Source organism: Bradyrhizobium sp. 141, assembly GCF_023074055.1.
GTDB lineage: Bacteria > Pseudomonadota > Alphaproteobacteria > Rhizobiales > Xanthobacteraceae > Bradyrhizobium.
This window is the reverse complement of record NZ_JADPKR010000113.1, coordinates 44,511-67,223: the sequence shown is the minus strand read 5'-3', so window position 1 is coordinate 67,223 and position 22,713 is coordinate 44,511. Positions and strand designations below refer to the sequence as shown.

The 22,713-nt window shown below is 66.0% G+C and carries 14 protein-coding genes; 3 read left to right on the top strand and 11 right to left on the bottom strand.

Annotation, left to right across the window (positions count from 1 at the left end):
- Window positions 1-48: 48 nt before the first annotated feature.
- The 4 genes from IVA81_RS37715 to IVA81_RS37700 form a co-directional block, all read right to left on the bottom strand.
- Window positions 49-330: a hypothetical protein gene (locus IVA81_RS37715; RefSeq protein WP_247327657.1), complete on the bottom strand. Its 282-nt coding sequence runs from the start codon at window positions 328-330 to the stop codon at window positions 49-51.
- 285 nt (window positions 331-615) lie between these two features.
- Complete coding sequence (locus IVA81_RS37710) at window positions 616-1,554, bottom strand: AraC family transcriptional regulator (protein WP_346659435.1); 939 nt, start codon at window positions 1,552-1,554, stop codon at window positions 616-618.
- 244 nt (window positions 1,555-1,798) lie between these two features.
- Window positions 1,799-4,462: an EAL domain-containing protein gene (locus tag IVA81_RS37705; protein WP_247327651.1), complete on the bottom strand. Its 2,664-nt coding sequence runs from the start codon at window positions 4,460-4,462 to the stop codon at window positions 1,799-1,801.
- Window positions 4,463-4,725: 263 nt separating this feature from the next.
- Window positions 4,726-5,418: a hypothetical protein gene (locus IVA81_RS37700; protein WP_247327648.1), complete on the bottom strand. Its 693-nt coding sequence runs from the start codon at window positions 5,416-5,418 to the stop codon at window positions 4,726-4,728.
- A 181-nt stretch (window positions 5,419-5,599) separates the two neighbouring features.
- On the opposite strand from IVA81_RS37700, the gene IVA81_RS37695 reads away from it, so the two are divergent.
- Both IVA81_RS37695 and IVA81_RS37690 read left to right on the top strand, forming a co-directional pair.
- The gene (locus IVA81_RS37695) at window positions 5,600-6,652 is read left to right on the top strand and encodes a LysM peptidoglycan-binding domain-containing protein (protein ID WP_247327645.1); all 1,053 of its coding nucleotides are present in this window, start codon (window positions 5,600-5,602) and stop codon (window positions 6,650-6,652) included.
- A 166-nt stretch (window positions 6,653-6,818) separates the two neighbouring features.
- Window positions 6,819-8,111 carry a Spy/CpxP family protein refolding chaperone gene (locus tag IVA81_RS37690; RefSeq protein ID WP_247327738.1) on the top strand — a complete coding sequence of 431 codons (1,293 nt, stop codon included), beginning with the start codon at window positions 6,819-6,821 and terminating at the stop codon, window positions 8,109-8,111.
- A 60-nt stretch (window positions 8,112-8,171) separates the two neighbouring features.
- Here the strand turns inward: IVA81_RS37690 and IVA81_RS37685 are convergent, their stop codons facing one another.
- The 4 genes from IVA81_RS37685 to IVA81_RS37670 all read right to left on the bottom strand — a co-directional run bounded on the left by IVA81_RS37685 (window position 8,172) and on the right by IVA81_RS37670 (window position 17,002).
- Entirely contained in the window at window positions 8,172-10,922 is a 2,751-nt protein-coding gene (locus tag IVA81_RS37685) for an autotransporter-associated beta strand repeat-containing protein (RefSeq protein WP_247327640.1), read from the bottom strand.
- A 231-nt stretch (window positions 10,923-11,153) separates the two neighbouring features.
- Window positions 11,154-11,978, bottom strand: coding sequence for a hypothetical protein (locus IVA81_RS37680; RefSeq protein WP_247327636.1), 825 nt, complete (start codon window positions 11,976-11,978; stop codon window positions 11,154-11,156).
- A 262-nt stretch (window positions 11,979-12,240) separates the two neighbouring features.
- On the bottom strand, window positions 12,241-14,688 hold the full coding sequence (locus IVA81_RS37675; protein WP_247327633.1) for an adenylate/guanylate cyclase domain-containing protein: 2,448 nt from the start codon (window positions 14,686-14,688) through the stop codon (window positions 12,241-12,243).
- 247 nt (window positions 14,689-14,935) lie between these two features.
- On the bottom strand, window positions 14,936-17,002 hold the full coding sequence (locus IVA81_RS37670; RefSeq protein ID WP_247327630.1) for an AsmA family protein: 2,067 nt from the start codon (window positions 17,000-17,002) through the stop codon (window positions 14,936-14,938).
- A 251-nt stretch (window positions 17,003-17,253) separates the two neighbouring features.
- Between IVA81_RS37670 and IVA81_RS37665 the strand changes: the two genes are divergently transcribed.
- Window positions 17,254-17,928, top strand: a complete 675-nt coding sequence (locus IVA81_RS37665) for a Crp/Fnr family transcriptional regulator (RefSeq protein ID WP_097666467.1) — start codon at window positions 17,254-17,256, stop codon at window positions 17,926-17,928.
- 6 nt (window positions 17,929-17,934) lie between these two features.
- On the opposite strand, the gene IVA81_RS37660 is transcribed toward IVA81_RS37665, so the two are convergent.
- The 3 genes from IVA81_RS37660 to IVA81_RS37650 form a co-directional block, all read right to left on the bottom strand.
- Window positions 17,935-18,228, bottom strand: coding sequence for a DUF4926 domain-containing protein (locus tag IVA81_RS37660; RefSeq protein ID WP_247327627.1), 294 nt, complete (start codon window positions 18,226-18,228; stop codon window positions 17,935-17,937).
- Between the two features lie 310 nt (window positions 18,229-18,538).
- Window positions 18,539-21,688, bottom strand: coding sequence for an efflux RND transporter permease subunit (locus tag IVA81_RS37655; RefSeq protein ID WP_247327623.1), 3,150 nt, complete (start codon window positions 21,686-21,688; stop codon window positions 18,539-18,541).
- A complete protein-coding gene (locus IVA81_RS37650) occupies window positions 21,688-22,617 on the bottom strand; it encodes an efflux RND transporter periplasmic adaptor subunit (protein WP_247327621.1) in 930 nt (309 codons plus the stop codon). The genes IVA81_RS37655 and IVA81_RS37650 overlap by 1 nt, the downstream gene beginning before the upstream one ends.
- Window positions 22,618-22,713: the final 96 nt, after the last annotated feature.

The following is a 22,713-nucleotide window of genomic DNA, read 5'->3' as shown; positions in this document are numbered from 1 at the left end:
CCGGTGACGGCACGGAGAGATGTAAAGAGATGAAGTGGACCGCTGCGTCTAAGGCGCCATGCAGCGTTGCAGCGGTGAACTCGGCGACCAGCCTTGGCGAAACACGACCGGCCTCGGGCCCCAGTCCTGATAGGGAAGGCCGGAGCCATCCCGGGTCATGATGGACACCAGCGGATGCATCGGGTGCACATAGTGCGCCGGAAGCTCCACCTCCTCGCCCGTCGCCGACGTGAAGCGAACGGCCAGCGAGAGTCCGTACAAGGTTGCGGTGGCAAGGCCTCGGCGGCGCGAGGCGATCACCCGCCGGCTGATGAAGTTTTTCCAGGTCATCTTCGGTCTCCGTCGATTGGTCTGGGCATGATGATGGTCTAGCTGGTCGGACCTGCCGCTGCGCCAGAGCGATTGCCGTGATTGCAGCGCGATTGCTGCTAACGCTTGCGCCTGCGCCAGTCGCTCGGGTTCTCGCGGGTCAGCTTCCGGAAGGCTTTGCGAACGCCCGGTGCTTTCCTTGAACGCACGGCAAAGATGAAAGCGCGACAGGCGCGACACCGGACGCCAGCGCAGCGAATGGCCCGGTGATCGAGAATGAGCTCGTTGAACCTGGAGCGATTGTCGTCAGCGCGTGTGGCGCCTGCGCCAGTCGCTTGGCGTCTCGCCAGTCAGCTTGCGGAACGCCGCCGCGAACGCCGTCTGCGAGGCATAGCCGAGCGCGGCTGCGATCGAGACGACCGGGTCATCGCCGTCGCGCAGCATCTTCATGGCCTGCTCGAGCCGGTGCTGGCGCAGCCAGGCGTGCGGGGACAGGCCGGTGCTTTCCTTGAACGCACGGCAGAAGTGAAAGCGCGACAGACCCGCATCGGATGCCAGCGCATCGAGCGAGACGTCCGCATCGCTGTCCGAGCGCAACCGCTCGATCGCACGAAGCAGGATCTTCGGCGACAGCCCGCCCATGGTCGGCTCGAACGTGGTTGGCGAGCCCGTATGCGCAGCCAGAAGGCGCGTGGCCAGAAGATCCGTCAACTGATGCCGAAACAGCGCGTCGAGGGCTCCATTGCCTTGCAACGTGTCCGCCGCGCTCAGGATCAGTCGGGAGGTAATGGGGTCGGGATGTGCGGTTCGCTCCAGCAGGTCGGCCGGTCCGACCTGGGCTTCGTCGGCAATACGCTTCAGGATTGCGTCGGGAAGATAGAGCTGAACCACATCGACAGGCTTGGGAATATCCCACCTGGAGCTCGATCCTTCCGGGATGATGATCAGGACCCCGGGACGAAACGTGCCGATCGCGACCGATCGCCCCGACCGCCGCTCCATACGCTGCATCACGCCGTTATACGCCATGATCACGTGGTGACTCATGGGCTCGACGACGTCGTGCAGCGGATCATGTCGCCAGTGCGCCAGGCCGGCACCGGAGGCGTCCAGCGCCATGCGAAATGGCTCGGTTCTGAGCACGCGCGCCATCTCCGCACCGGCGGCGCGCCGTTCGGAATGCGAGCTGTCGTCCGGCTGCGCGCCAGGTGCAGGGGGTACGCTCTGCTGCGAGACATCGCGCATGGGAGCAGTGTTTCCGGTCATCGCGTGGCTCCTTCGGATCGCGTCAGGATTCCGATCAGTCGCCCGTATTTGTACGGACCGGCGCGCGTTCTATGCGCTGCGAGGGAGGTCGTATTGCCTGAAGCGACCATGCTTTGCCTGATCCTGCTCCAAGCCGGCGCGCGCTTTCGCAAATGCACGACGGCGGGAGAGAGGAAGGACGCTTCGTGACGAGGTCGAGATGGAGCGGCAGCAATGCGCTCCGCTAAGCCGCCGCGGCGTGCGCCGACAAGAGCTGCTTCAATTTCGCTGCGGGCACGGCTGGGCTGAACAGCCAGCCCTGCATCTGGCTGCATCCGAGCTGGCGCAGCACCTCGCGCTGGGCTTCGGTCTCGACGCCTTCGGCGGTCGTCGCCATGTGGCGGGCGGCAGCCATGTGCACCACGGCCTGCACGATCGGCGAGGAATCCTCGGGTTCGCCGATGTCGCTGATGAAGCTGCGGTCGATCTTGATCTTGTCGAACGGGAAGCGGTGCAGATAGCTCAGCGACGAATAGCCGGTGCCGAAATCGTCGAGCGCGATGCGCACGCCGAGCTCGCGCAGCTGCTGCAGGATCGTCAGCGCCTCCTCGTCGTCGCGGATCAGCACGGTCTCGGTGATCTCGAGCTCGAGCCGTCCGGGCGCCAGACCTGACTCCGCGAGCGCCGCGGCGACCTTGAGCGCCAGCGTCCGCGACCGGAATTGCACCGGCGAGACGTTGACTGCGATGTGAATCTGGCCGGGCCAGGAGGCGGCCTCGAGGCAGGCCTGCCTCAAGACCCATTCGCCGATCTCGCCGATCAGCCCGGTATCTTCCGCCACGGGAATGAAGTCCGCCGGCGAGATCATGCCGCGCTCCGGATGGCGCCAGCGCAGCAGCGCCTCGCAGCCGGTCACGACATTGGCCGCGAGATCGACCAGCGGCTGGTAGTGCACCTCGAACTCGCCGCGAACGAGCGCCTGACGCAGATCGAGCTCGAGCTGACGGCGGAGCCTCGCCTTGGCGTCGTATTCGGGTGCGAAGACGCGGTAGGTGCGGCGCCCTTCCGACTTCGCAGCGTACATTGCAAGATCGGCACGCTTGAGCAGATCGTCGAGATTGTCGCCATGGTCGGGCGCGATCGCGATGCCGATGCTGGCATCGGTCGGGATGACCTGACCCTTGCAATCCACCGGCGCGCGCAACGCCGTGAGGATGGTTTCCGCCAGCGCCGTCAGCTCGGCGGGATCGTTGGTGCCGGCCTTGACGATGGCGAATTCGTCGCCCCCTAACCGGGCGACGAGATCGTTGCCGCTGACGCAGGCGCGCAGGCGCATCGCCACCTGGCGCAGCAGCTCGTCGCCGACTTCATGTCCCAGTGAATCGTTGACGCCCTTGAACTCGTCGACGTCGATATAGAGAATGGCGAACGGTTTGCCCTCGCGGAGCTCGGCAACGCGCCGCTCCAGATGCCCGCGCATCAAGACGCGGTTGGGCAGGTCGGTCAGCGCGTCGTAATGCGCCATATGCGCGATGCGCTCGTCGGCGCGGATGCGGGCGGTGACGTCCTCATGGGTGGCGAGCCAGCCGCCGGCCGCGCCGGGCTGGTTCTTGATCTCGATCAGGCGACCGTCGGCGGTCTCGACGACAGTGTTTTGGGTGCAACCGACACTGCTCAGGATGTCGTCGCAATAGGACGAGACGTCGCCGTGGAACGAGCCGGCGTCATGGCGATGCTGGATCACGTCGCGGAAAGTGGCGCCGGGCTTCACCACATCGGAGGACAAGCCGTACATCTCGATGTAGCGCCGGTTGCAGACGATCAGCCGCTCGTCCTGATCGAACATCAGGAGACCTTGCGTCATCGTGTTCATCGCGGTGTCGAGCCGCTGCTTCTCGAGCGAGAGCCGGTGCGTGACCTGGCGGAAGATCAGGAACAGCGTGAGCACCAGCAGGCCGATCGACAGCACGGCGACGGTGACGAAGAATTTCGTTTGCGTGCGCCAGGTCGCGAGCGTCGCGTCCAGCGACTTGGTCGCGATCACGACCAGCGGCTCGCCGGCGAGGAGGCGCGAGGCGACGATGCGGTCCTTGCCGTCGATCGGGCTTGCGATCTGCATGGAGACGAAGGTGCGCTCGAACACCGCCATCTGCTCCGGCTTGCCGTTGCGAAAGTTCTGCCCGATCATCGCATCGACACGCGGAACGCGGGCCAGCAATTGGCCGTTCTGGTGGTGCATCGCGATCGAGGAGTCCTCGCCGAGCCCGGTCGAGGCGAAGAACGATTCGAGCTGCTCGGGCGCGATCGCGCGCGAGACCAGCCCGAGGAATTCGCCGTGCGGGCCGGACACGCGCCGTGCGAACACGATCGCCGGTCCGTTGCCGATCCGGCCCTGCACGACCTCGATCTCTTCCTGCGCGGCCGGATCGTTCTTGAGGCGGTTGAAATAGCCGCGGTCGGCGACCGAGACGTCGGCGACCGGCCAGCGCCGCGACGAGTTGATCAACATGCCCCTGGAATCGAACAGATTGGCGCCGGCAACGTCGGACCAGCCGCTGGCTTTTGCACGCAGCACCTCGTGCACGGCCAGCGTGCCCATCTCGCTGCGGAAAATGTCGGCGGATTCGATGCCGCGGCTCTCGAGCTCGGCGATGATGCTCTTCTGGAGCACCGCGAAATCCTCGAACTCGCGGTCGAAATGCCGGGCCAGCAGGCGCACGGAGTTTTCAAGGCTGTCGCGGCCGCTCTCGATCGCGTTCTGCCGGAAGCGGTCGACGGTGAGCGCGGTGCCGACGGCCATCGCGGCCATCAGCACGAAGCCGCCGACGATCAGCCACGTCAATGGCGCTCCCCGCCAGCGACGGAGCAGCGCGCGCAAGCGCGCGGTCCATCGGATCGATGTGCCCATGCAGCCCTCCCGTGGGATGCAAGATGCAGCTAAACCGAAAAGACCCCGTTACCATCGAGGGTTAGGGAACTATGAATCGGAGGAAAATCAGTGGGTTGGTTCCCTGGACTCGAAGGCCGACGCGCTCACCGCCGGATTCCCCAGCTCAGGTCTTGTAGGGTGGGCAAAGGCGCGGCAGCGCCGTGCCCACGATCTGTCCATGATGGATGGAGGTGGTGGGCACGCTTCCGCTTTGCCCACCCTACGAAGCTACGAAGCCGTCCTCACCGCTTGATCTCCCATCTCAGCGCTTCCGCATTGCCCTTCGCGAACATCTTGGGCACGTCGAACTTGCCGGTCGTGAGGTCATAACGGCATTTCCAATCCGCCAATCCCTTCACGGCGACGTTCTTCGGATGCTTGTCCATTTCGCCCGACAGCGAGATCACGAGATAACGGTTGTCGGGCCAGTGCACCCCGAGCCAGCGATAGGCTTCTTCCGTGCCTTTTACGAGATTGGCCGAGATGTGGTAGTCGAGCTTCATGTTGTTGGTGTCGGGACGGCTGTGGAAATAGGCCCAGGCGAGGTCGCTGAGTGATTGCTTCGCCGCGCTGACGAAGGCGCCGTTCTCGACATGGTAGAGAAAAAGGTCCTGCGCGCCGGAGCCGGTCTTCTGCATCCGCACCAGCCATTGCGAGTCGCTGGTGAAGCGGAAGCCCGCGCCGTAGCCCTGCTCCGGCTTCAGCTCCGTCATCTGCCCGCCGCGTCGCGCCCAGACCTGCCATTTGACGTCCCAGGCGCCACCGTCCCTCATGTACTGCTCGAGCCTGATGGCGCCGTCGGGCGAGGTGAAGGCGAGCTCGGCATCGTCGGAGAGGACGAAGCCCGGCGGCGGGCCTGAGGCCGCCAGCGCGGGAGAGGCGGCGAGCGTCAGGACGAGCGCCAGCCATTGGGCAAGACGGCGAAATGCGGACACGGGAAAAATTCCTCGAAAATTGCGGCGATGCGGCCTCGGTGATTTGACGCCGGCGGCGTAGCGCCGGTTCATCCCGGGCTCGGCGGGATGGCGGTCTCATCCCATCGACCGTCTTGCTGCCGCAGCCAAATCGGCGCACCTTGCCGCCCTCGGCTGATTTGCCACCCAAGGTTCGTTTCCGATGATGACCGCATCCAAGGCCTTCATTGCTTTCTGCCTGCTCGCGCTGGTCGGCACGGTGCTGGTGATCGGTCCGACCGAGCTGCGCCGTCTGCTGCCGGACGGGACCAAGACTGCCGTCGCCGCCAAGCCGGAGGCCAAGGTCGAGGCCAAGGTCGACCTCAAGCCCGAGCCGAGACCGGAAGCGCCCAAACCGGAACAGCCGAAGCTTGCCGCCGCTACGCCGCCGGCGCCCGCACCAGCGGCGGTCCCGGCGCCCGAGCCGAAGGCCGGCGCGCTGGCCGAGATCCAGAAGCAGGTCACGGCGCTGCCCGATCTCGCGCCCGTCAAGCCGCCGCCGGCGGTCGCCGACACCGGCCCCCGTTTCGACGTCGCCCGGGTCGACGATCACGGCGAGGCGGCGGTGATTGCCGGCCGGGCCGCGCCGGGTGCAAAGGTCGAGCTGCTGCGCGATGGCAAGGCGCTCGATACGGTGGTTGCCGATGCCTCCGGCCAGTTCGTGATGACCCCGGCGCAGCTTCCCTCCGGTTCCTATGAATTGACGCTCCGGGCGAGGGCGCCGGATGGCACGGTCACGCAGTCCAGCCGGACCATGCCGGTGACCATCGCCGAGGCGGCGCCGCCACCCGCGCGCCCGGTGCCGGTCGCGAGGCAAGAGTCGAAGCAAGAGTCGAAGCAGGCCGAGAAGGCAGAGGATAAATCGGATGTCGTGGCGTCGCTGCCGTCGGGCGCGCCGCATCTCGCCGCGACTCCCGACAGGTCCGCCGCCCGGGCGAAATTGACCGGCGCGCCGAAACCCAAGGTCATGGCGCGGGCACCCGCGGCGACGACGGTGGCATCGGCCTCGCCGGCGGACGCGCTCCAGACCGCACCGGCGGAGGCAGGCGGCAACCGCGTGATCTCCCGCGGCGATAGCCTGTGGGCGCTCAGCCGGCTCGCCTACGGTGACGGCGCCCGCTACGCCGTGATCTTCAAGGCCAACCGCGACAAGATCCACAACCCCAATTTGATCTATCCCGGCCAGACATTTGTGATGCCGCAGAAGGCGGAGTGAGCGGCGCGGTCTTTCCTCCCCGTTTGTTACGGGGAGAGGTCAGGGGCCGCCCGCGACGCTTTGCCTTGTGTCCCTTAGGAACAATCGGTTCCCTCGCGCGTCATCTCGATGCGGCGCAGTGCGCGCTTGGCGCTGGGAGGAGGCCGAATTGGTCAGGTCAGCGGTCATGTCGGGACGCATGGGACTGGCGCTGGCCGGCGCGACCCTCCTGATTGCGGCCGTGCTGCTGCCTGCTAGAGCCGAGGCGCAGTTCGGATTGCGCGGCGGTCCGCTCGGCGTTGCGCGTTTCGCCGTCGGCCACGTGATCGGCATGTCGCGACTGCGCCATTCCCGCATGGCGGTGCGGGGTAGTCGATACCGCTCGGCTGCGCTGAGGTCGCAAGATCCGCGCGGCGCCGAGCGCGGGCAGCCTTCCAACCCCTACATCATCCGCGCGGCGCTCACGGCGCAAGCCGCGCTGGCGGGCTGGCACGGCGGCCGCCGCCCGCAAGGCTGGTGGCGCCATCCCGATGGCAGCTATGGCTGGGTCGGCCCGGTGTTCTGGCCGTTCGCGCATGACGACCTCACCAATGCCGTCGTGCTCGGCGATGCGACCAGCCTCTCGCTCTATGGCTATGGCGACATCTATGCCGCGATCTTCGCTCCCTACGCGGCGACCGAGCTCGCGGCCTATGCCGGGCCGCAAGGCCGGCGCGCGCGGAGAATCCCGTCTGCAGAGACGCTTTGCGAGGCCAGTGACACCGGCGGCCTGCCCGTCGAACGCATCGCTGCCGCCGTGCAGCCGAACGAATTGCAGCGCACCGCGCTCGACGAGCTCGCATCCGCCTGGAATGCCGCGCGCGACACCATTCGCGCCGCCTGCCCGGCGCAGGCGCCTGCCACGGCCACCGAGCGCCTCGGCCTGATGCGCGAGCGGATCGAGGCGATGATCAAGGCCACCGACGCCGTCGCGCCGCCGCTTTCGAAGTTCACGGGTCTGCTCGATGACGATCAGAAGGCCCGGCTCAATGCTCTCGCCAACGAGCGTCGCGCCGCGCTTGCCTCGATGCAGCGCAAGGAAACGAACAAGGATACGAACAAGGATGCGCAGGCTTCGAACGCGTGCGACGCCGACAGCGATCCCCGCTATGACGAAAAGCTGCAGCGTCAGTACGAGCAGCTCGTGCAGCAGCAATGGCCTGCGGGCGACATCGCCTCGACGCTCCGTCTCGACGAGACCGCGCGCGCCCGCTTCGAGGTGCTGCAGGACACCACCCTGCGCACCATGGAAACGCTCAGCGCCTGCCCGTCACAGCCCGCCGCGACGCCCCAGGCCCGCCTCACCGCCGCCAAGGCGCGGCTGGAGACGATGCTGCAGGCCGTGAACGGCGTTGCTGACGCGCTCGATGATTTCGAGGCTGACTTGAGCGATGAGCAGAAGGCGGGGTTCGAGGCGATCGGGCCAAAGCGCGGGGCGTGAGCAACTGCTCGAAATGAGGTGACCGGAGCGCGCTTGCACGCGCGCCGGTCGGGTCGGATCTCAGCTGAAGAAATGCCCGCTAGATGCCAGCGAATAGGCCTGCCATTGATGATCGAGCACGACCGTCTCGTGGCTGCCGTTGCTCTGGCTGATGTCGATCACGAGGTCGTTGGCGCCGCCGCGGTGGGCGGTGACGTCGGCCGAATCCTTGACGAGATCGACCAGCGCGGCCATCGACTTCACCACCGTGCCGGAGCCAAAACCCTCGCCGGTGTCGAGCACGGTCGCGGGATGCGCGCCGGATGAGGCAAAGGTGCCGGCCTCGTAGTCGTAGAACACCAGCGCATCGCCCTTGCCAAAGTTGAGGTCGAACACCGTGTCGGTGGCGCGCAGCCCGGCTGCCTGGTCGGTGCCGTTGAAGCGGAACTGATCCGCACCGGCGCCGGCGTAGAGCAGGTCGTTGCCGGCGCCGCCGTTGAGTACGTCGGAATGCAGGCCGCCGATCAGGATGTCGTTGCCGCCCTTGCCGTCGAGGAAGCTGCCGACCGGGCTGAACAGCTTTGCGATCAGCAGATTGTTGCCGTCATTGCCCTCGACCAGATTGTCGGCGACGGCAGTGATCTTGGTGCCGCCATTGCCGTCGGAAGACAGCTGGAAGTTCAGCCCCGAGGCATAGGCGTGCGAGTCGAGCTGCAGCGTGACGGCGCCGGCCTTGCCGCCGGTGATGGTGAGGACGTTGTCGGCCGACAGCGTCGCCTGCGTGGCCTTGCCGATGCCGGCGAGATCGATGGTGTCGCCAACGCCAAAGCCTTCGATGGTGTTGTCGAGATGGCCGTGGTCGAGCGCCGCCTTGTCGATCTTCAGCGTCTGCGCGCCGTTCTCGAAGGTGATGGCGCCGGTACCGGCGGCATCGCGCGCCGCCAGCTCCAGCGTACCGGCATGCAGCGTGGTGCCGCCGGTATAGCTGTTGCTCTGGCTCAGCACCGTGGTGCCGGTGCCGGCCTGGTCGAAGGCGCCGCTGCCGGAGATCGTGGCGTTGAACACGAAGACGTCGGAATGAGTGGACGCGAAGACGCCGTTGTCGGTGACGTTGCCCGCGAGCGAGCCGCCGTCGGCGATCGCAAGCCTGGCGCCCGCATCGATCGTGATGCCGGAGACGAAGGTCGCGGCATCGGTGACGCTCCAATTGCCGCCCTGCACGCCGAGCAGCTCGAAATTCACCGCATGCGCCAGCGTGCCGGAGCCGGTGCCGGCGAGGTTGAACGTATCGGTGCCGTCGCCGCCGTCGATCGCCGCGGTGAAGAGCGCGCCGGTGTAGACGTTCACGATGTCGCCGCCGCCGCCGAGCGCGACGCTGCCGTCGATCAGGCCCTTGTTGGTGAGAATGTCGGCATAGGTGTCGGTGATTGAGATCGCCTCCCCGTTGCCGCCGCGGATCGTGCCTTCGTTATAGATTGTCGTCGGCGCAAAGGCGTTGCCGAGATTGGAATCGTCGACCGTGACGGCTCGCTCGACGCTGTCGATCGTGCCGTAATTCGTGATGCTGCCACCGCCGATCGTGATCGCCTCGGCGAGGATGCCGTCGCTGTGGCCCGTCGTGGTGATCGCACCGGAATTGGTCAGCGCGATCAGGCCGTCGACGTCGATGCCGTCGCCGTCGCTGGTGCCGTCCGCATGTCCGGTGATGAGGCCGGCATTGAGGATCGTCGTGGTGGTCGTGCTCGCGGTGTCCATGTTGATGCCGGAGCCGGCATCGCCGATGATGCTGCCGCCGGCATCGTTGCTGATCGCGATCGGCGCATCGCCGGTGATGCCATGACGCGTGCCCTCGATGGTGGCGCCGGCATGGTTGTGGACGACGCCACCGGCATTGCCCTGGAAGTCGATGCCGTCATTGGTGTCGCCGCTGGCATTGCCGCCGAAGACCTTGCCGTAATTGTCGATCACCATGTCGACGCCGCCGCGGATCGCGTCCGCGTCCGCGGCCTTGATCACGCCGGTGGCCTGGTTCGTGAGGTGGATGGTGCCGCTGGTCGAAGCCAGGTCGGTGAAGTCGATCGCCTGCCCATTGCTGGATCCCGACCCCGTCGACTGGATGGTGCCGGCATTGTCGACGGTGACCGAATAGGTCGCCGTCGTGGTCAGCGTCGCCGCGGTGATGCGCACTGCATCGCCCTGCGACTGGATCACGCCGTCCTGCCCATTGTTCAGCGTGAACGAAGTGATGTTGGTGAGATTGGCGGCGTTGAGGTTGATCGCACGGCTCGCCGAGGCGGTCGCGTCGATCAGCCCGTCATTGCTGATGGTGATGATGCCGGCGCCGGGGCGGATCGCATCATTGCCGGAGGCGCCGATCAGCGCGCCGGTGTGATTGGTGATGTTGACCGTCTGGCTTGCCGAGACGATCGCGGCGAAGTCGAGGGCCTGCCCGCTGGAGCCCGCGACAATGTTGCCGTTCGCGTCCACCGTGCCTGATACGACGGTGCCGGAATTGTCGACTGTAATCGTGCCGCCCGAAAGCGCGGTGTTGATGCGGAATGCGTCATCGCCTGCGAGGAGCTTTGCGCCGGCCTCGTTGGTGAAGGCGAGACTGCCTGATGTGAACGAGCCGCTGGTATCGATGCCGCGCTTGGTCGCGGTGATGGTTCCGGCATTGTCGATCACCACGGTCTGCCCGGCCGCGGCGCCGGTCCAGGTGATGTCGGTGGCGCCAGACAGGGTGCCGCCCGCCTCGATGAGGCCGGTATCTGTGTTGCCGACGGTCTTTGCGGACGTGACGATGGAGCCGCTTGCCACGGTGAACGAAGCCATGATCCCTCCCTGACGTGCCCTGGAAATGCGACGCCGGCCGGCGTCCCGAAATGCGTGTGGGACGAGAGCGGTATCGGGAGGAGATGACGATGGGATGACGCGCTGTGGAGCGCGCCCATTGATCCCTAAAGCATGATCCGGAAAAGTGCGCAGCGGTTTTCCGAAAAGATCATGCTTAAACAACAACCCAAAGCGCGATGGCGATTCATCCTAATCGCATCGCGCTTTAGGCTATCCGCACGCCCAGTCGAACTTCATGTCCCTGAAGTCGAGCTGCGCGTTGCCGGTGCCGAAATTATAGCCGCCGAAATATTCCTCGAACTCGATGTAGAACGGGCTCATCTCCGGCACCGCCTGGCAGGGCCGCATGGTGCCGCCGAGATGGTTGTGGGCGTGGTCCTTGCCCCAGTCGTGCAGGCGGTAATTCTCGGGGCTCGGGACGCCGTCAAAATAGTAGTAGGACTGATAGTCGCTCGGCGGGTTGCGCGGGAAGTGCGGGTCCTGCGGGGGCTTTCCGGCGTTGGGATCGCTCGCGCGCGGCATCAAGGCGATTCCGAGGTTCGCTGTCAGATCGGCGCGCGGAGGGCCCGCGAACATCTTCTGCGCGAAGGGCGGGGCAGCCCCGTAGAAAGCGCTGGCGCCGCCGACATCGAGCCAGCGCGGCCGCTCCGCCGTCGCAAGCGCAAGCGGTGCCGGCGGCGTCGCGAACGCGCCTTCGTACTCGCTCCTAGTCAGCAACAGCGCAGCATATTCGTAGTCGAGGATGTCCGTCATGCGCGACAGACGTGGATGCGATGGCCGCGCCAGCACCGCCTCGCGGATCTCGGGGGTGTCGGTCGCGCCGCCGTCAGTGTGATCAGCCGGGGTGGCGAAGAACGACACCGCGACGATGTCCTCGCCATGTACGCGATAGTCTTCCGGCAGCAGCAGCGTAAAACCGTGCATCAGCGGATAGCCTGTGACCGGATCGAGCGGCCATTGCTCGGACGTGATACCCGGCGGCAGCCCGTAGACCCAGCCGTGATCGCGCGCCCGGTCGGCGGGCCGATCCAGCATCTGCAAATCATAAGCACGCGAAGGCAAGGCAAACGCCACGGGTCGTCTCCGATCAGAGTCGCCTCGCCGTTGAGGCGAGGGTTAGTCGCGGGGAGGTGGGATGTGGTTCGGGGGGAGGCGGGGTGGTGCTATTCTGCTGGTGTTTTGCCCGACGTGTCAAAGGGCCTTGCAACCCTGCGTCTGGTCACCCCTCGTAACTCATTGATCTCAAAGCCCCCGCCTACTGTGCATGGGGTTGTTTTTCAGTTTTTGTTTGGCTCGCTTATCCCCGCATCCGCACCGCCGTGGCATCCACCACGTTCTCCACCTCCTCGCGCCAGCTCAGGATCTCCATGGCGAGCACGGGATGATTGAAGCCCTTGAGCTGGAGATCGTCGAGGGCGCGGGCCTCGGCCCAGGGCTCGACGATGCCGTAGACGCGGCGGCTGACCACGATCTGGTTGGGCTTGGCCTCGCCGCAGAGGCGCGAGGCGAGGTTGGTGACGCTGCCGATCGCGGCATACTCCAGCCGCTGCTCGAAGCCGACCTGGCCGAGCGTGGCATAGCCGACCGCAATGCCGATGCCGAAGCCGAGGCTGTGCCCGCGGTTGCGCCAGCGCTCGGTCAGCGGGCCGATGGTGTCGCGCATTTCCAACGCCATCTTCACGGCGCGCTTGGTGTGGTCCTCGAACTGGATCGGCGCGTTGAACAGGATCATCACGCCGTCGCCGGCATATTTGTCGAGCGTGCCCTCGTATTTGAAGATCAGCTTGCCGAGCGCGGCGTGATATTCGCGCAGCACGTTCATCGCCTCTTCCGGCTCGGTTGCTTCCGTGAACGCGGTGAAGCCGCGCAGGTCGCAGAACACCACGGTCACTTCGCGGCGCTGGCTGGTGAGCAGCCCTTCGGGGCTGTCGGAGGAGGCGATCAGCTGCGCCACCTGCGGCGCCAGGAAGCGCTCGAGCTTGCGGATGCGCTCGATCTCGCCGAGCTGGGTCTTGACGCGTTCCTCCAGCGACTTGTTCCAGTCCTTGAGCTGCTCGGTCTGCTGCTTGAGCTTGTCGGCCTGGTCGCGCACGGTTTCGTTCGCCGCCTCCAGCTCGCGGCCCTTGTGATCGACCTCGGTGAACAGGCGCGCATTGCGCATCGCCAGCACGGCCTGGTTGGCGAAGGTGCGCATCAGGCCGATGATGCTGGGAGCGAACTCGCCGCCGGCGCGGCGCAGCACCACCAGCGAGCCGAGCGTGCCCTGCTGGTCGACCAGCGGCACCACCAGCACCGAATGGAAGCCGGCCGCGATCGCGACCTCGCGCAGCGGCTGCTCGGCGGCATGATCGAGATCGGGAAGTGCGATCGGCTCGCCGCTGGCGGCGGCATCGCTCAGGATGTTCTCGCCTTCGTCGATGGTGACATGGGCGCCGTCGGCGGATTTGTCGATGCCTTCAGCCTCGACCAGGTTGAAGTGGCGCCTCTCGGCATCGAAGCCGTAGATCAGCACCGCATCGGCATGGGTGATCTCGATCGCGCGCGCGGCGATCGTCGGCAGCACGGCGTTGAGATCGAGCGAGGAGGCGACGGCGCGGCCGACCTCTTCCAGCACCTTCAGCTCGTTGATCGACTGCGCGAGATCGCGCGTGCGCTCATCGACCTTGGTCTCCAGGTTCGAATAGGTCTCCTGGATCTGCCCGGCCATGCGGTTGAACTGACCGGCGAGATCTTCCAGCTCGTCGGAGGTGCGCACTTCGATGCGGTGGCTGAAATCGCCCTCGCCGAGCTTGTGTGCGCCGTCGCGCAGCGCCGTGATCGGGATGATCATGCGGCGCGCGAGCAGCGTGCCGGCGAGGATCGCGACCATCAGGCCCATCCCGATCAGAAGCGCGATGCGCACCAGCTGGTCGCGGATCGGCATCAGGGCCTGCGTGGTCGGCTGCTCGAACAGCACGCTCCAGCCGAGCTTCGGCACGGTGCTCGCGGCGCTCATCACCGCATGGCCGTTGAAGTCGGTGCCGGAGGTGTCGGGCTCGTGGCCGGGCGCGATCGCGGCCGCAACCTGCGGCAGCTTCGACAGGTCCTTGCCGACATCGGGCCCTTTCGACGACGTCGCCAGCACGCGGCCGCGCGGATCGACCACATAGGCAAAGGCGGCCTTGCCGACTTGCGCGTCCGACAGGAAGTCGGAGAGGAAGCTGAGATCGATCTCCGCCACGGTGACGCCGGCATTGAAGCCGGAATGCGCCACCGAGATCGACATCAACGGCGTCCGGTCGGCGAACCAGGCCGGCGCATAGCTGACGCCGCGGGCGACGGTGTCGGTGAAGCGCATGTCGCGGGAGAGGTCGGCGTTGCTGCCGGTCGTGGTCGACTGGCGCGAGACGCGCAGCACCTCGCGGCCGTCGCCATTGAGCTGGAACAGCTGGTTGACGACGGAGACCTGGTGCAGCAGCGATGCGTAGTCGGCGCGGCGCTTCTCGAGGGTGTCCTGGCTCGCCCGCGTCACCCAGCTGATCTGGCGATCGAGCTCCGAGATCGACTGCTCGATCCGCCGGGCTGCCGCTTGCGCCTTGTCCTCCAGGCCGTCGGTCAGCTGCGTCCGGGTGGCGCGGTAGGAGATCCAGGTCTCCATCGCGCCGTTGACGGCGAGGACGAACACGACAAGGCCGACGAGGGAGACGACGTATTTGGCGAACAGGCCCTCGCGCAGAAACCGTCTCTTGTCGTTCGCTCCTGCCATCCCGATCCTCTCGCGCCGCCATCGACGCCGGCGCTGCGGGCCGTAGGCCCTTCGGGGCCGTTCTATCACAATTTGGGCCAAAAGACCGCCGCGCGGCGGGGGACCGGCCGGCGTGGTTACTCCCTGTGGACGTCGGGGTGGGTGGAGGGGGGACTGATTGCCGCGGCCTCATCCGTTCGGAGGAAGCCGGGGGCGGGGCGGCTGATGTAAGGGGATTGCCGTGGAGTTCAGCCCGCCCGTCCACCCATCACCGGTTAAAGAGTTGCCGCAGCACGTCGTTCATTGGCTGACTGTCCTGCTGCGCGACCGGCGGGTCCTCGAGGGCCGGGGCGGCGGGCGAGGCCTGCGGGGACGGTGGGGAGGGTGTTGCCGGCAGGCTGCGGCTGCGGCCGGTGCCCGGTGCAGTGCCAGTGCTGCTTCCCGCGCCATTGGAAAGCCCCTGCTGAATCAAATTGCCGATCGCCTCCCCCAGCGGGCCGCCGAGCAGATTGTTCTGGCCCGGCTGCTGGGTTTGCGGATTGGCGTTGCCGGCCGCATTGCCGCCGCCCGGCGCGGTGGTGCCACCGAGGCCAAGGCTGCCCAGAATGTTGCCGAGCCCGGCGCCGTCAGGGCCGAACAGGCCCTTGCCCATCTCGCGCAGCTTGGCATAGGCGGCATCCGGATTGTCCAGCATGCCGGCCATATCAGGATAGATCCGCGGCTGCGACCAGCTGCCCTGGATCATCACGGGAATGCCGAAGCCGACCGGCTCGTTGGCGCGGCCCTGACCTTCAGTCGTCATCACCAGCTTCGGCTCGACGCGAAACCCCATCATCTTGGTGTCGAGCGCGATGGTGCCGGCGCCGGTGACGCGGACCAGCGGCCCGATCAGATTGAGATCGGTCGTCACCGCCTGACCCTTGTCGATGCGGAAGGAGGCCGAGAGCTGCGACAGGTCCGTGCTCTGCTCCTGGCCTTGGTCCTGGTTTCCTTGCCAGCCGGACAGCGTGCCCGATGTCAGCGAGCGGATCATCTGCGCGACGTTGATGCCGCGGATGGCGCCGTCCTGGAAATTGACGAAGGCGGTGCCCTGCATGTTCGCCATCAGCGCGCGCTGGCTGGTGCCCGCGCTGCGCAAGGCGAGCTTGGCCTGCAGCTTGCCGTCGATGCGGTCGAATTCGGCAAGGCCCTGAAGCAGCGGCAGCGCGCGCACGCCGACGAGGTCGGAATGCATGGCAAAGCTCGGCGCGCCGGTGGTCGCATCCAGGATCACCTCGCCCGAGACCTGGCCGCCATAGGCGCCGAGATTGGCGGTGCCGGCCTTCAGCACGCCGCCGGCGAGCTTGCCATCGAGCGCCAGCGGCGCGATGTGCGCATCGCCGATCACGGCCTCGTTCGCGGAAATCCTCACCTGCGCATCGATATAGTTGAGTCCGGACACGTCGATCGGCGCATTGCTCCAGGGTTGCCCGGCCGCGCCATCCGGCGATTTTGCCAGCGGAATCGCCAGCCGCTGGAAGTCGAGATCGACCTTGACCAGGGGCTTGCTCGCAATGTCGACCGAAGCCCAACCGTTGAATGTGCCGTCGCCGAGCCTGCCATTCACACCGTTGATCATCACGACATCGCCGCTCAGCCGCATCTCGGCATGACCTGTGAGTTGAGACTTCAGCACATCGGGCATGTCGATGGCGAAATCCACCGGGATCGTTGGCCGGTCGGCCGGCGGCGCCGGCGTGGTCGCCTTGATGTCGAACTTGGTCGGGTGATCGCCGACGCGCGCGGTGCCGGTGATGTTGACCTTGCGGTCGCGGCCGACGGTCGCGTCGGCGTTGATGGCGCTGATGCGGCCCTCGACACGATCGCGCACGCGCGAGAATGCGACTTCGCCGTCGGTGACCTTGACGCGGTCGATGGACGCGCCGTCGACGTCGAGCGCGACCGGCTTCGACGAGATGCCCGCATTCGGCAGGCGCTCACGCAGCAGCGGCTGGTAGAGCACGGGATGGGTGACGACGAGCTCACTGATCTCAGGGCGGCCCGACCACACGCTGGAGAGCGACATGTCGGCCTGCACGCTGTCGACCGTCAGGCGCGTGATGCCGCTACGATCCCGGGGGTCGGCAAGCGTGAGGTCGTTCAGGGTGACGTTCAGCGTCGGCCACAGGCTGATCTTGGTGGTGCCGTCGATCGACAGACGATAGCCGGTGGCGCTCTCGACGCGCGAGGCGATCGTCGCGGTCAGGAAGCCCGAGGGGATCCCGACCACCAGCAGGAGTGCGATCACGATGATGACGGCGGCCAAAGCCACGCCGGCGAATTTTACTGCTCTCATCTCGACTTTCCAGCGACAGACAATCAGCGTCGAATCCCGCAGATGTCCGTTCTTTGCACCCATCCTTTGCTTTGCGCCGGAGTTTAGCCCCGGACGGGAAGCGGCTCCAAGCGCGTAAAAATAGTCAGGGGGGCTGCAAAATTATGTGACTTATGACACACTTCCCCGGCGCGGTTTTACGCGATCCTGATGTTGAGGGTTTCCAGCGATTTGCCAAGAAAGCTGACCAGGACGTTCACAAGGACATTGAAATGAGCAAGCAGGCCGAATTTGCGGTCATCCTGAAGATGAACGCGATGTTCGCGGATCTCGGTACAGACGAGCTTCAGCGGCTGTCCAACCTCTGTCACACCCAGCATCTGGGGAACGGCGAGGTGCTGTTCCAGAAGGGCGATCCCGGGGATGCGCTGTTCGGCGTGCGCCGCGGCCAGGTCCGCATCGAAACCGGCGCCTCCGACGGCAGCCGGCTGACGTTGAATTTCATGGGGCCGGGCGACCTGTTCGGCGAAGTCGCGGTGCTGGATGGCCAGAACCGCACCGCGGATGCGACCGCGGGCGAGGCCAGCGAATTGTTCGTGCTGCGGCGCGAAGATTTTCTCAGCTTCCTCGAACGCGAGCCGAAGGTCGCGATCAAGATCATCGCACTGCTGTGCCAGCGCATCCGCTGGCAGAGCGAGCGCATGGAGGAATCCATGCTGCAGCCGCTGCCGGTGCGCCTGGCGCGGCGGCTCTGCGCGCTCGCCGCCGATTTCGGCTCCGAGGTGCACATCTCGCAGGAGCAGCTCGGCGTCTTTGTCGGCGCCGCCCGCGAGAGCGTCAACCGCCAGCTGCAGGCCTGGCGCAAGGAAGCGATCCTGGATCTGCAGCGCGGCCGCATCCTGCTGCGGAACATGACCAAGCTGACGGCAATCGCGCGGAACGAGTAGGGACAGCTAAGCTGCTTCCGGCACGTAGTGCAGTGTCAGCAACTCGGATCGTAGGCACGGGGCGACGGCATACGGTCGGCCATCATCGTCGCTGAATTCGACAAGCACCGTCTTGTCGTCGAGTTCTTCGACAATCGTGCCGACGTTTCCTCGCGCTAACCGGTGGTCGGGAAGGTTTGCGAGCAATGCAACGACGTCCAGGGCGCGCGGCGTCCGATCTTGCTTGTTGTTCACTGCACTCATCATAGCACCCAACAGGTGACGAATGTCGGCCGGTCGTCTTCGGCTCGTATGATCCATGCAGTTCTTACCACAGCTTGCTTCCGATGTCGCCTGAGCAGGATATCCATCCGCCAGTGGGCGCCCCAGTGGTCCGTCGCAACTTCGGACGCATCGCCGGAAATTACGGCTTCCATCAGTGCGTCGCGAAGCCACATGGCATCTCCACGCTGAAGGTCTAGCGCGTCACGGAACACTCTTGCCTTATGCCTGCCGCGTGGGTGCGAGGGATTGAGGCAATAATCTTCGATCTTCCGAATATCGACGATCGCATTGGTGCCATTAGGTAAAAGCATCGTCATGTAAGCCGGTTGGCACCTGCGCTCGAACTCTACTCCGCCGCGGGGTGCACGATGTTCTTCGGCGCTGGCCCCGCTTCCGCCGGCGCAGCTGCGTGATGACCGTCCATCCCGGCATCCTCGCTGTGCACGATCAGCCGCTTGGCGAAGCGCCAGATCAGGGCGCCGAAATCGTCCATCACCATGAACATCGCGGGCACGAACACCAGCGACAGGATGGTCGAGAAGATCAGGCCGCCGATCACCGCGAGTGCCATCGGCGAGCGGAATTCGCCGCCGGCGCCGACCGCGAGCGCACTCGGCATCATGCCCGCGGCCATCGCGATCGTGGTCATCACGATCGGGCGGGCGCGCTTCATGCCGGCGTCGATCATCGCCTCGTCGCGCGGCTTGCCGGCGTGAATGGCTTCGATGGCGAATTCCACCAGCATGATCGCGTTCTTGGTGACGATGCCCATCAGCATCAAGATGCCGATCCACACCGGCGTGGTGAGCTGCTTGCCGGTAAGGAGCAGGGCCGCGATCGCGCCGCCGATCGAGAGCGGCAGCGAGAACAGAATCGTGATCGGCTGCAGGAAGGTGCCGAACAGCAGCACCAGCACCGCGTAGACCATCATCAGGCCCGCCGTGATCGCGGTGGCAAAGCCGTCGGACAGTTCGTTCAGGCTCTCGGCATCGCCGGAGGGGGAGACCTTCACGCCCTTCGGCCGGCTCTTCATCACCGGCAGGTCGTAGATCTTCTTGGTGGCGTCGCCGAGCGCGGCGGAACCGACGAGGTCGGCGGCGACGGTCGCCTGCCGCTCACGATCATAGCGGTTGATGCTGGTCGGACCCTGGTCGAGCTTGACGTCGGCGATGACCGAGAGGGGCACGCCGCCCTTTTCGCCGTGCTCGCCGAGCGGGACGCGCAACTGTTCCAGCGTCTTCAGATTGCCGCGGGCGGCATCCTCGAGCTGCACGCGGATCGGCACCAGCCGGTCGCCGACGTCGAATTTGGCGAGCGCGGGTCCGACATCGCCGATGGTGGCGACGCGGATGGTCTGCGACAGGCTTTCGGTCGAAACGCCAAGCCGTGCGGCGAGATCCGCGCGCGGTTCGACGCGCAACTCGGGCCGCTCCAGCGTGGTTTCCGAGATCACGTTGGAGATGGTCGAAATCCGTTTCATCTGTGTCGCGAGCTCACTCGCGAAATTGTTGACGATGTTGGCGTCGACGCCGGTCACGACCAGCGAGATCGCGCGCAGGCCGTTCTCGTCGAGGAACCAGAAGCGGATGTCCGGAATGTTCTCCAGCTCCTGGCTGATCGAGAACTCGAGCTCGCGCTGGGTGATGTCGCGGCTGTCCTTGGGCGTGTAGTTGATGATCAAGGCGGCGCGCCGGACTTCCTGGGTGCCCGGCGGAACGCGCCCGCCGTCGACGAAGATGCTCTTCACCTCCGGCCGTTTGCGCAGGCGCGCGACGATGTCCTCGGTGACCTTTTCGGTATAGGCGAGCTGGGTGCCCGGCGGCAGCTCGAGGGCGAGCAGCGAGCGCGCGCTGTCCTGCGCCGGCAGGAATCCCTGCGGCAGCAGCGTGATGCTCCAAATCGAGGCGGCGAAGACGCCGAAGCCAACCAGCACCGTGATGAAATAGTGCTTCACCGACCAGGCCACGATCCGATGATAGGACCGCAGCACGCGGCCGGGCGGCGGCTCTTCGTGATGGCCATGCTTGAGGAAATAGGCGGCGAGCACCGGCGTGACGAAGCGCGCCGCGAGCAGCGAGAAGAATACCTGCACCGAGACGGTGATGCCGAACTGCTTGAAGAACTGTCCGGCGATGCCCGACATGAAGCTTGCGGGCGCGAAGATCGCGATGATGGTCAGGGAGATCGCGATCACCGCGAGGCCGATCTCGTCGGCGGCTTCGAGGGCGGCACGATAGGGCGATTTGCCCATGTTCATGTGCCGGACGATGTTCTCGATCTCGACGATGGCGTCGTCGACGAGAATACCTGTCGACAGCGTGATGGCGAGGAAGCTGACGAGGTTCAGCGAGAAGCCGAGGAGGTCCATCGCCCAGAACGCCGGGAAGATCGACAGCGGCAGCGAGATTGCGGCAATGATGGTGGCGCGCAGGTCCCGCAGGAACAGCAGCACGATGATGACGGCGAGGATGGCGCCTTCGAACAGGGTGGAGATCGCCGCGTGGTAGTTGCCGTTGGTGTATTCGACCGAGGTGTCAATCACCTTCAGGTCGACGTCGGGATAGGAGGCCTTGAGCGCGTCGACGCGCTTCTGCACGGCCTCTGCCACCTTCACGTCGCTGGCGCCCTTGGAACGCTTGATGCCGAGCGCGACGATCGGCTCGCCGTTAAAACGGGCGAAGGTGCGGCGGTCCGCGATGGTGTCGGTGACGGTGCCGAGATCGTCGAGCCGGACCTCGCCGCCGCCGAACAGCGGGATCATGGTGCCGGCGAGATCGCTCAGCGTCTTGGCGCCGGCGAGCGTGCGGATCGCCTGGTCGTTCTTGCCGATCTCGGCGCGGCCGCCGGCGACGTCGACATTGGTGCCACGCAGGCTCTGGCTGACATTGACGGCGGTCAGGCCCATTGCCTGCAGGCGGTCCGGGTCGAGCGAGACCAGGATCTCGCGCTCGACACCGCCGATGCGCTCGACCTGGGCGACGCCGCGGACACCTTGCAGCGCGCGCTTGACCACGTCGTCGACGAAATAGGAGAGCTGCTCCGGCGTCTTGCCGGGCGAGATCGCGGCATAGGTGACGATCGGCAGGCCGATCACGTCGACGCGCTGGATCAGCGGCTCGGTGACGTTCTGTGGCAGGTTCGAGCGCACGCGCGTCACCGCGTCCTTGACGTCGTTGAGCGCGCGGTCGGTGTTGGTCTCCAGCGCAAACTGGATGGTGGTGACCGACACACCGTCGGTGATCTGTGAGGTGATGTGCCGCACGCCTTCGACGCCGGAGACCGCGTCTTCGACCGTCTTGGTCACCTGCGATTCGAGCTCGGCGGGCGCCGCGCCGAACTGCGAGACCACGACCGAGATCACGGGAATGTCGGCCGAAGGCAGCCGCGTCACCGCGAGCTTGGTGAAGGACACCCAGCCGAGAATCAGGAGGATGATCGAGAAGACGACCGACGGCAGCGGATTACGGATCGACCATGCCGAGATATTGAGAGCCATCAGCGTACCCGCGTGCGATCGAGTTCATCGGCGAACATGGTCTTGATCTGGTCGCCGTCATGGAGCGAAGAGCCGGCGTCGGCCACGACGATTTCGCCGACGTCGAGGCCTTCCAGGATTTCCGTTGCGCTGTCGGACGACAGTCCGACCCGTACCTTGCGCGTCTCGATCGTGTTGCCCTTGACGACCTGAATGGTGAGATGGTCGATCGCGGTCTTGGGGATCGAGACGCCGCAGCTTCGCTTGGCGTCGATCGAGGCGCGGGCGAACACGCCGACCTTCAGCGAGGGATTGTTGGTGACGCTGATGCGGACGCGGCCGAGCTGCGTGGCGCGGTCGATCTCGGGCGCAACCAGCCGAACCCGGCCGATCAAATCGGGCGCGTCGTCGCGGCTGATGCGCACGGTAGCGCCGGAACTGAGCTTGGGCATGTGCACCGCCGGGACCTGAGCGTCGAGCTCGATCTCGTTGTTGACGGCGATGCGGAACATCGGGCCGGCCTGCGGGGATGCGGGCGCGCCGACGATGGTGCGGACTTCGGTGACGAGCCCCGGCGCAGGCGCCTTCAGCGAGACCGGGCCTTGCGGGCCAGGTCGCTGCGGCTGGCCCGGGATCTGCGGCGGCGCGGTCAGGCGCGCCAGCTCCTGGTTGTCGGCGACGACGGTGCCTTCGGTGACCAGGAGGTCGGTGACCCTGGAGCCCTCCTGGTCGGCGATGACCACGGCCTCGCGGCGCGGCACGAAGAAGCCGGTCACCCGCACGAGGTCGGAGAAGCAGGCATTGGTCGACTTCGTCACGATGACGAGCGCCTCGCTCTGCGTCTCCTTCGGCTCGGGGCGCTTGCGATGCTCGAACAGATAATAGCCGACGCCGAGCGCGACGACGAACAGCACGGTGCCGGCAGGCTTGAGATATTCGGAGAGGTTCATCGCCGGATCATCCTGGCCTGGCTCACGGCCGTCCGCGCGAGGCCCATCGAGAGCGTTTCCCTGAAACAAAGCGGCGTCCCGCAAGGCTGCGGGACG

Excerpts from the sequence above, each read along its gene's own strand:
- IVA81_RS37715 (WP_247327657.1), bottom strand. The coding sequence starts at position 330 with ATGACCTGGAAAAACTTCATCAGCCGGCGGGTGATCGCCTCGCGCCGC.
- IVA81_RS37710 (WP_346659435.1), bottom strand. The coding sequence starts at position 1,554 with ATGCGCGATGTCTCGCAGCAGAGCGTACCCCCTGCACCTGGCGCGCAG.
- IVA81_RS37705 (WP_247327651.1), bottom strand. The coding sequence starts at position 4,462 with ATGGGCACATCGATCCGATGGACCGCGCGCTTGCGCGCGCTGCTCCGT.
- IVA81_RS37695 (WP_247327645.1), top strand. The coding sequence starts at position 5,600 with ATGATGACCGCATCCAAGGCCTTCATTGCTTTCTGCCTGCTCGCGCTG.
- IVA81_RS37690 (WP_247327738.1), top strand. The coding sequence starts at position 6,819 with ATGTCGGGACGCATGGGACTGGCGCTGGCCGGCGCGACCCTCCTGATT.
- IVA81_RS37685 (WP_247327640.1), bottom strand. The coding sequence starts at position 10,922 with ATGGCTTCGTTCACCGTGGCAAGCGGCTCCATCGTCACGTCCGCAAAG.
- IVA81_RS37680 (WP_247327636.1), bottom strand. The coding sequence starts at position 11,978 with ATGCTGGATCGGCCCGCCGACCGGGCGCGCGATCACGGCTGGGTCTAC.
- IVA81_RS37675 (WP_247327633.1), bottom strand. The coding sequence starts at position 14,688 with ATGGCAGGAGCGAACGACAAGAGACGGTTTCTGCGCGAGGGCCTGTTC.
- IVA81_RS37670 (WP_247327630.1), bottom strand. The coding sequence starts at position 17,002 with ATGAGAGCAGTAAAATTCGCCGGCGTGGCTTTGGCCGCCGTCATCATC.
- IVA81_RS37665 (WP_097666467.1), top strand. The coding sequence starts at position 17,254 with ATGAGCAAGCAGGCCGAATTTGCGGTCATCCTGAAGATGAACGCGATG.
- IVA81_RS37660 (WP_247327627.1), bottom strand. The coding sequence starts at position 18,228 with ATGGATCATACGAGCCGAAGACGACCGGCCGACATTCGTCACCTGTTG.
- IVA81_RS37655 (WP_247327623.1), bottom strand. The coding sequence starts at position 21,688 with ATGGCTCTCAATATCTCGGCATGGTCGATCCGTAATCCGCTGCCGTCG.
- IVA81_RS37650 (WP_247327621.1), bottom strand. The coding sequence starts at position 22,617 with ATGAACCTCTCCGAATATCTCAAGCCTGCCGGCACCGTGCTGTTCGTC.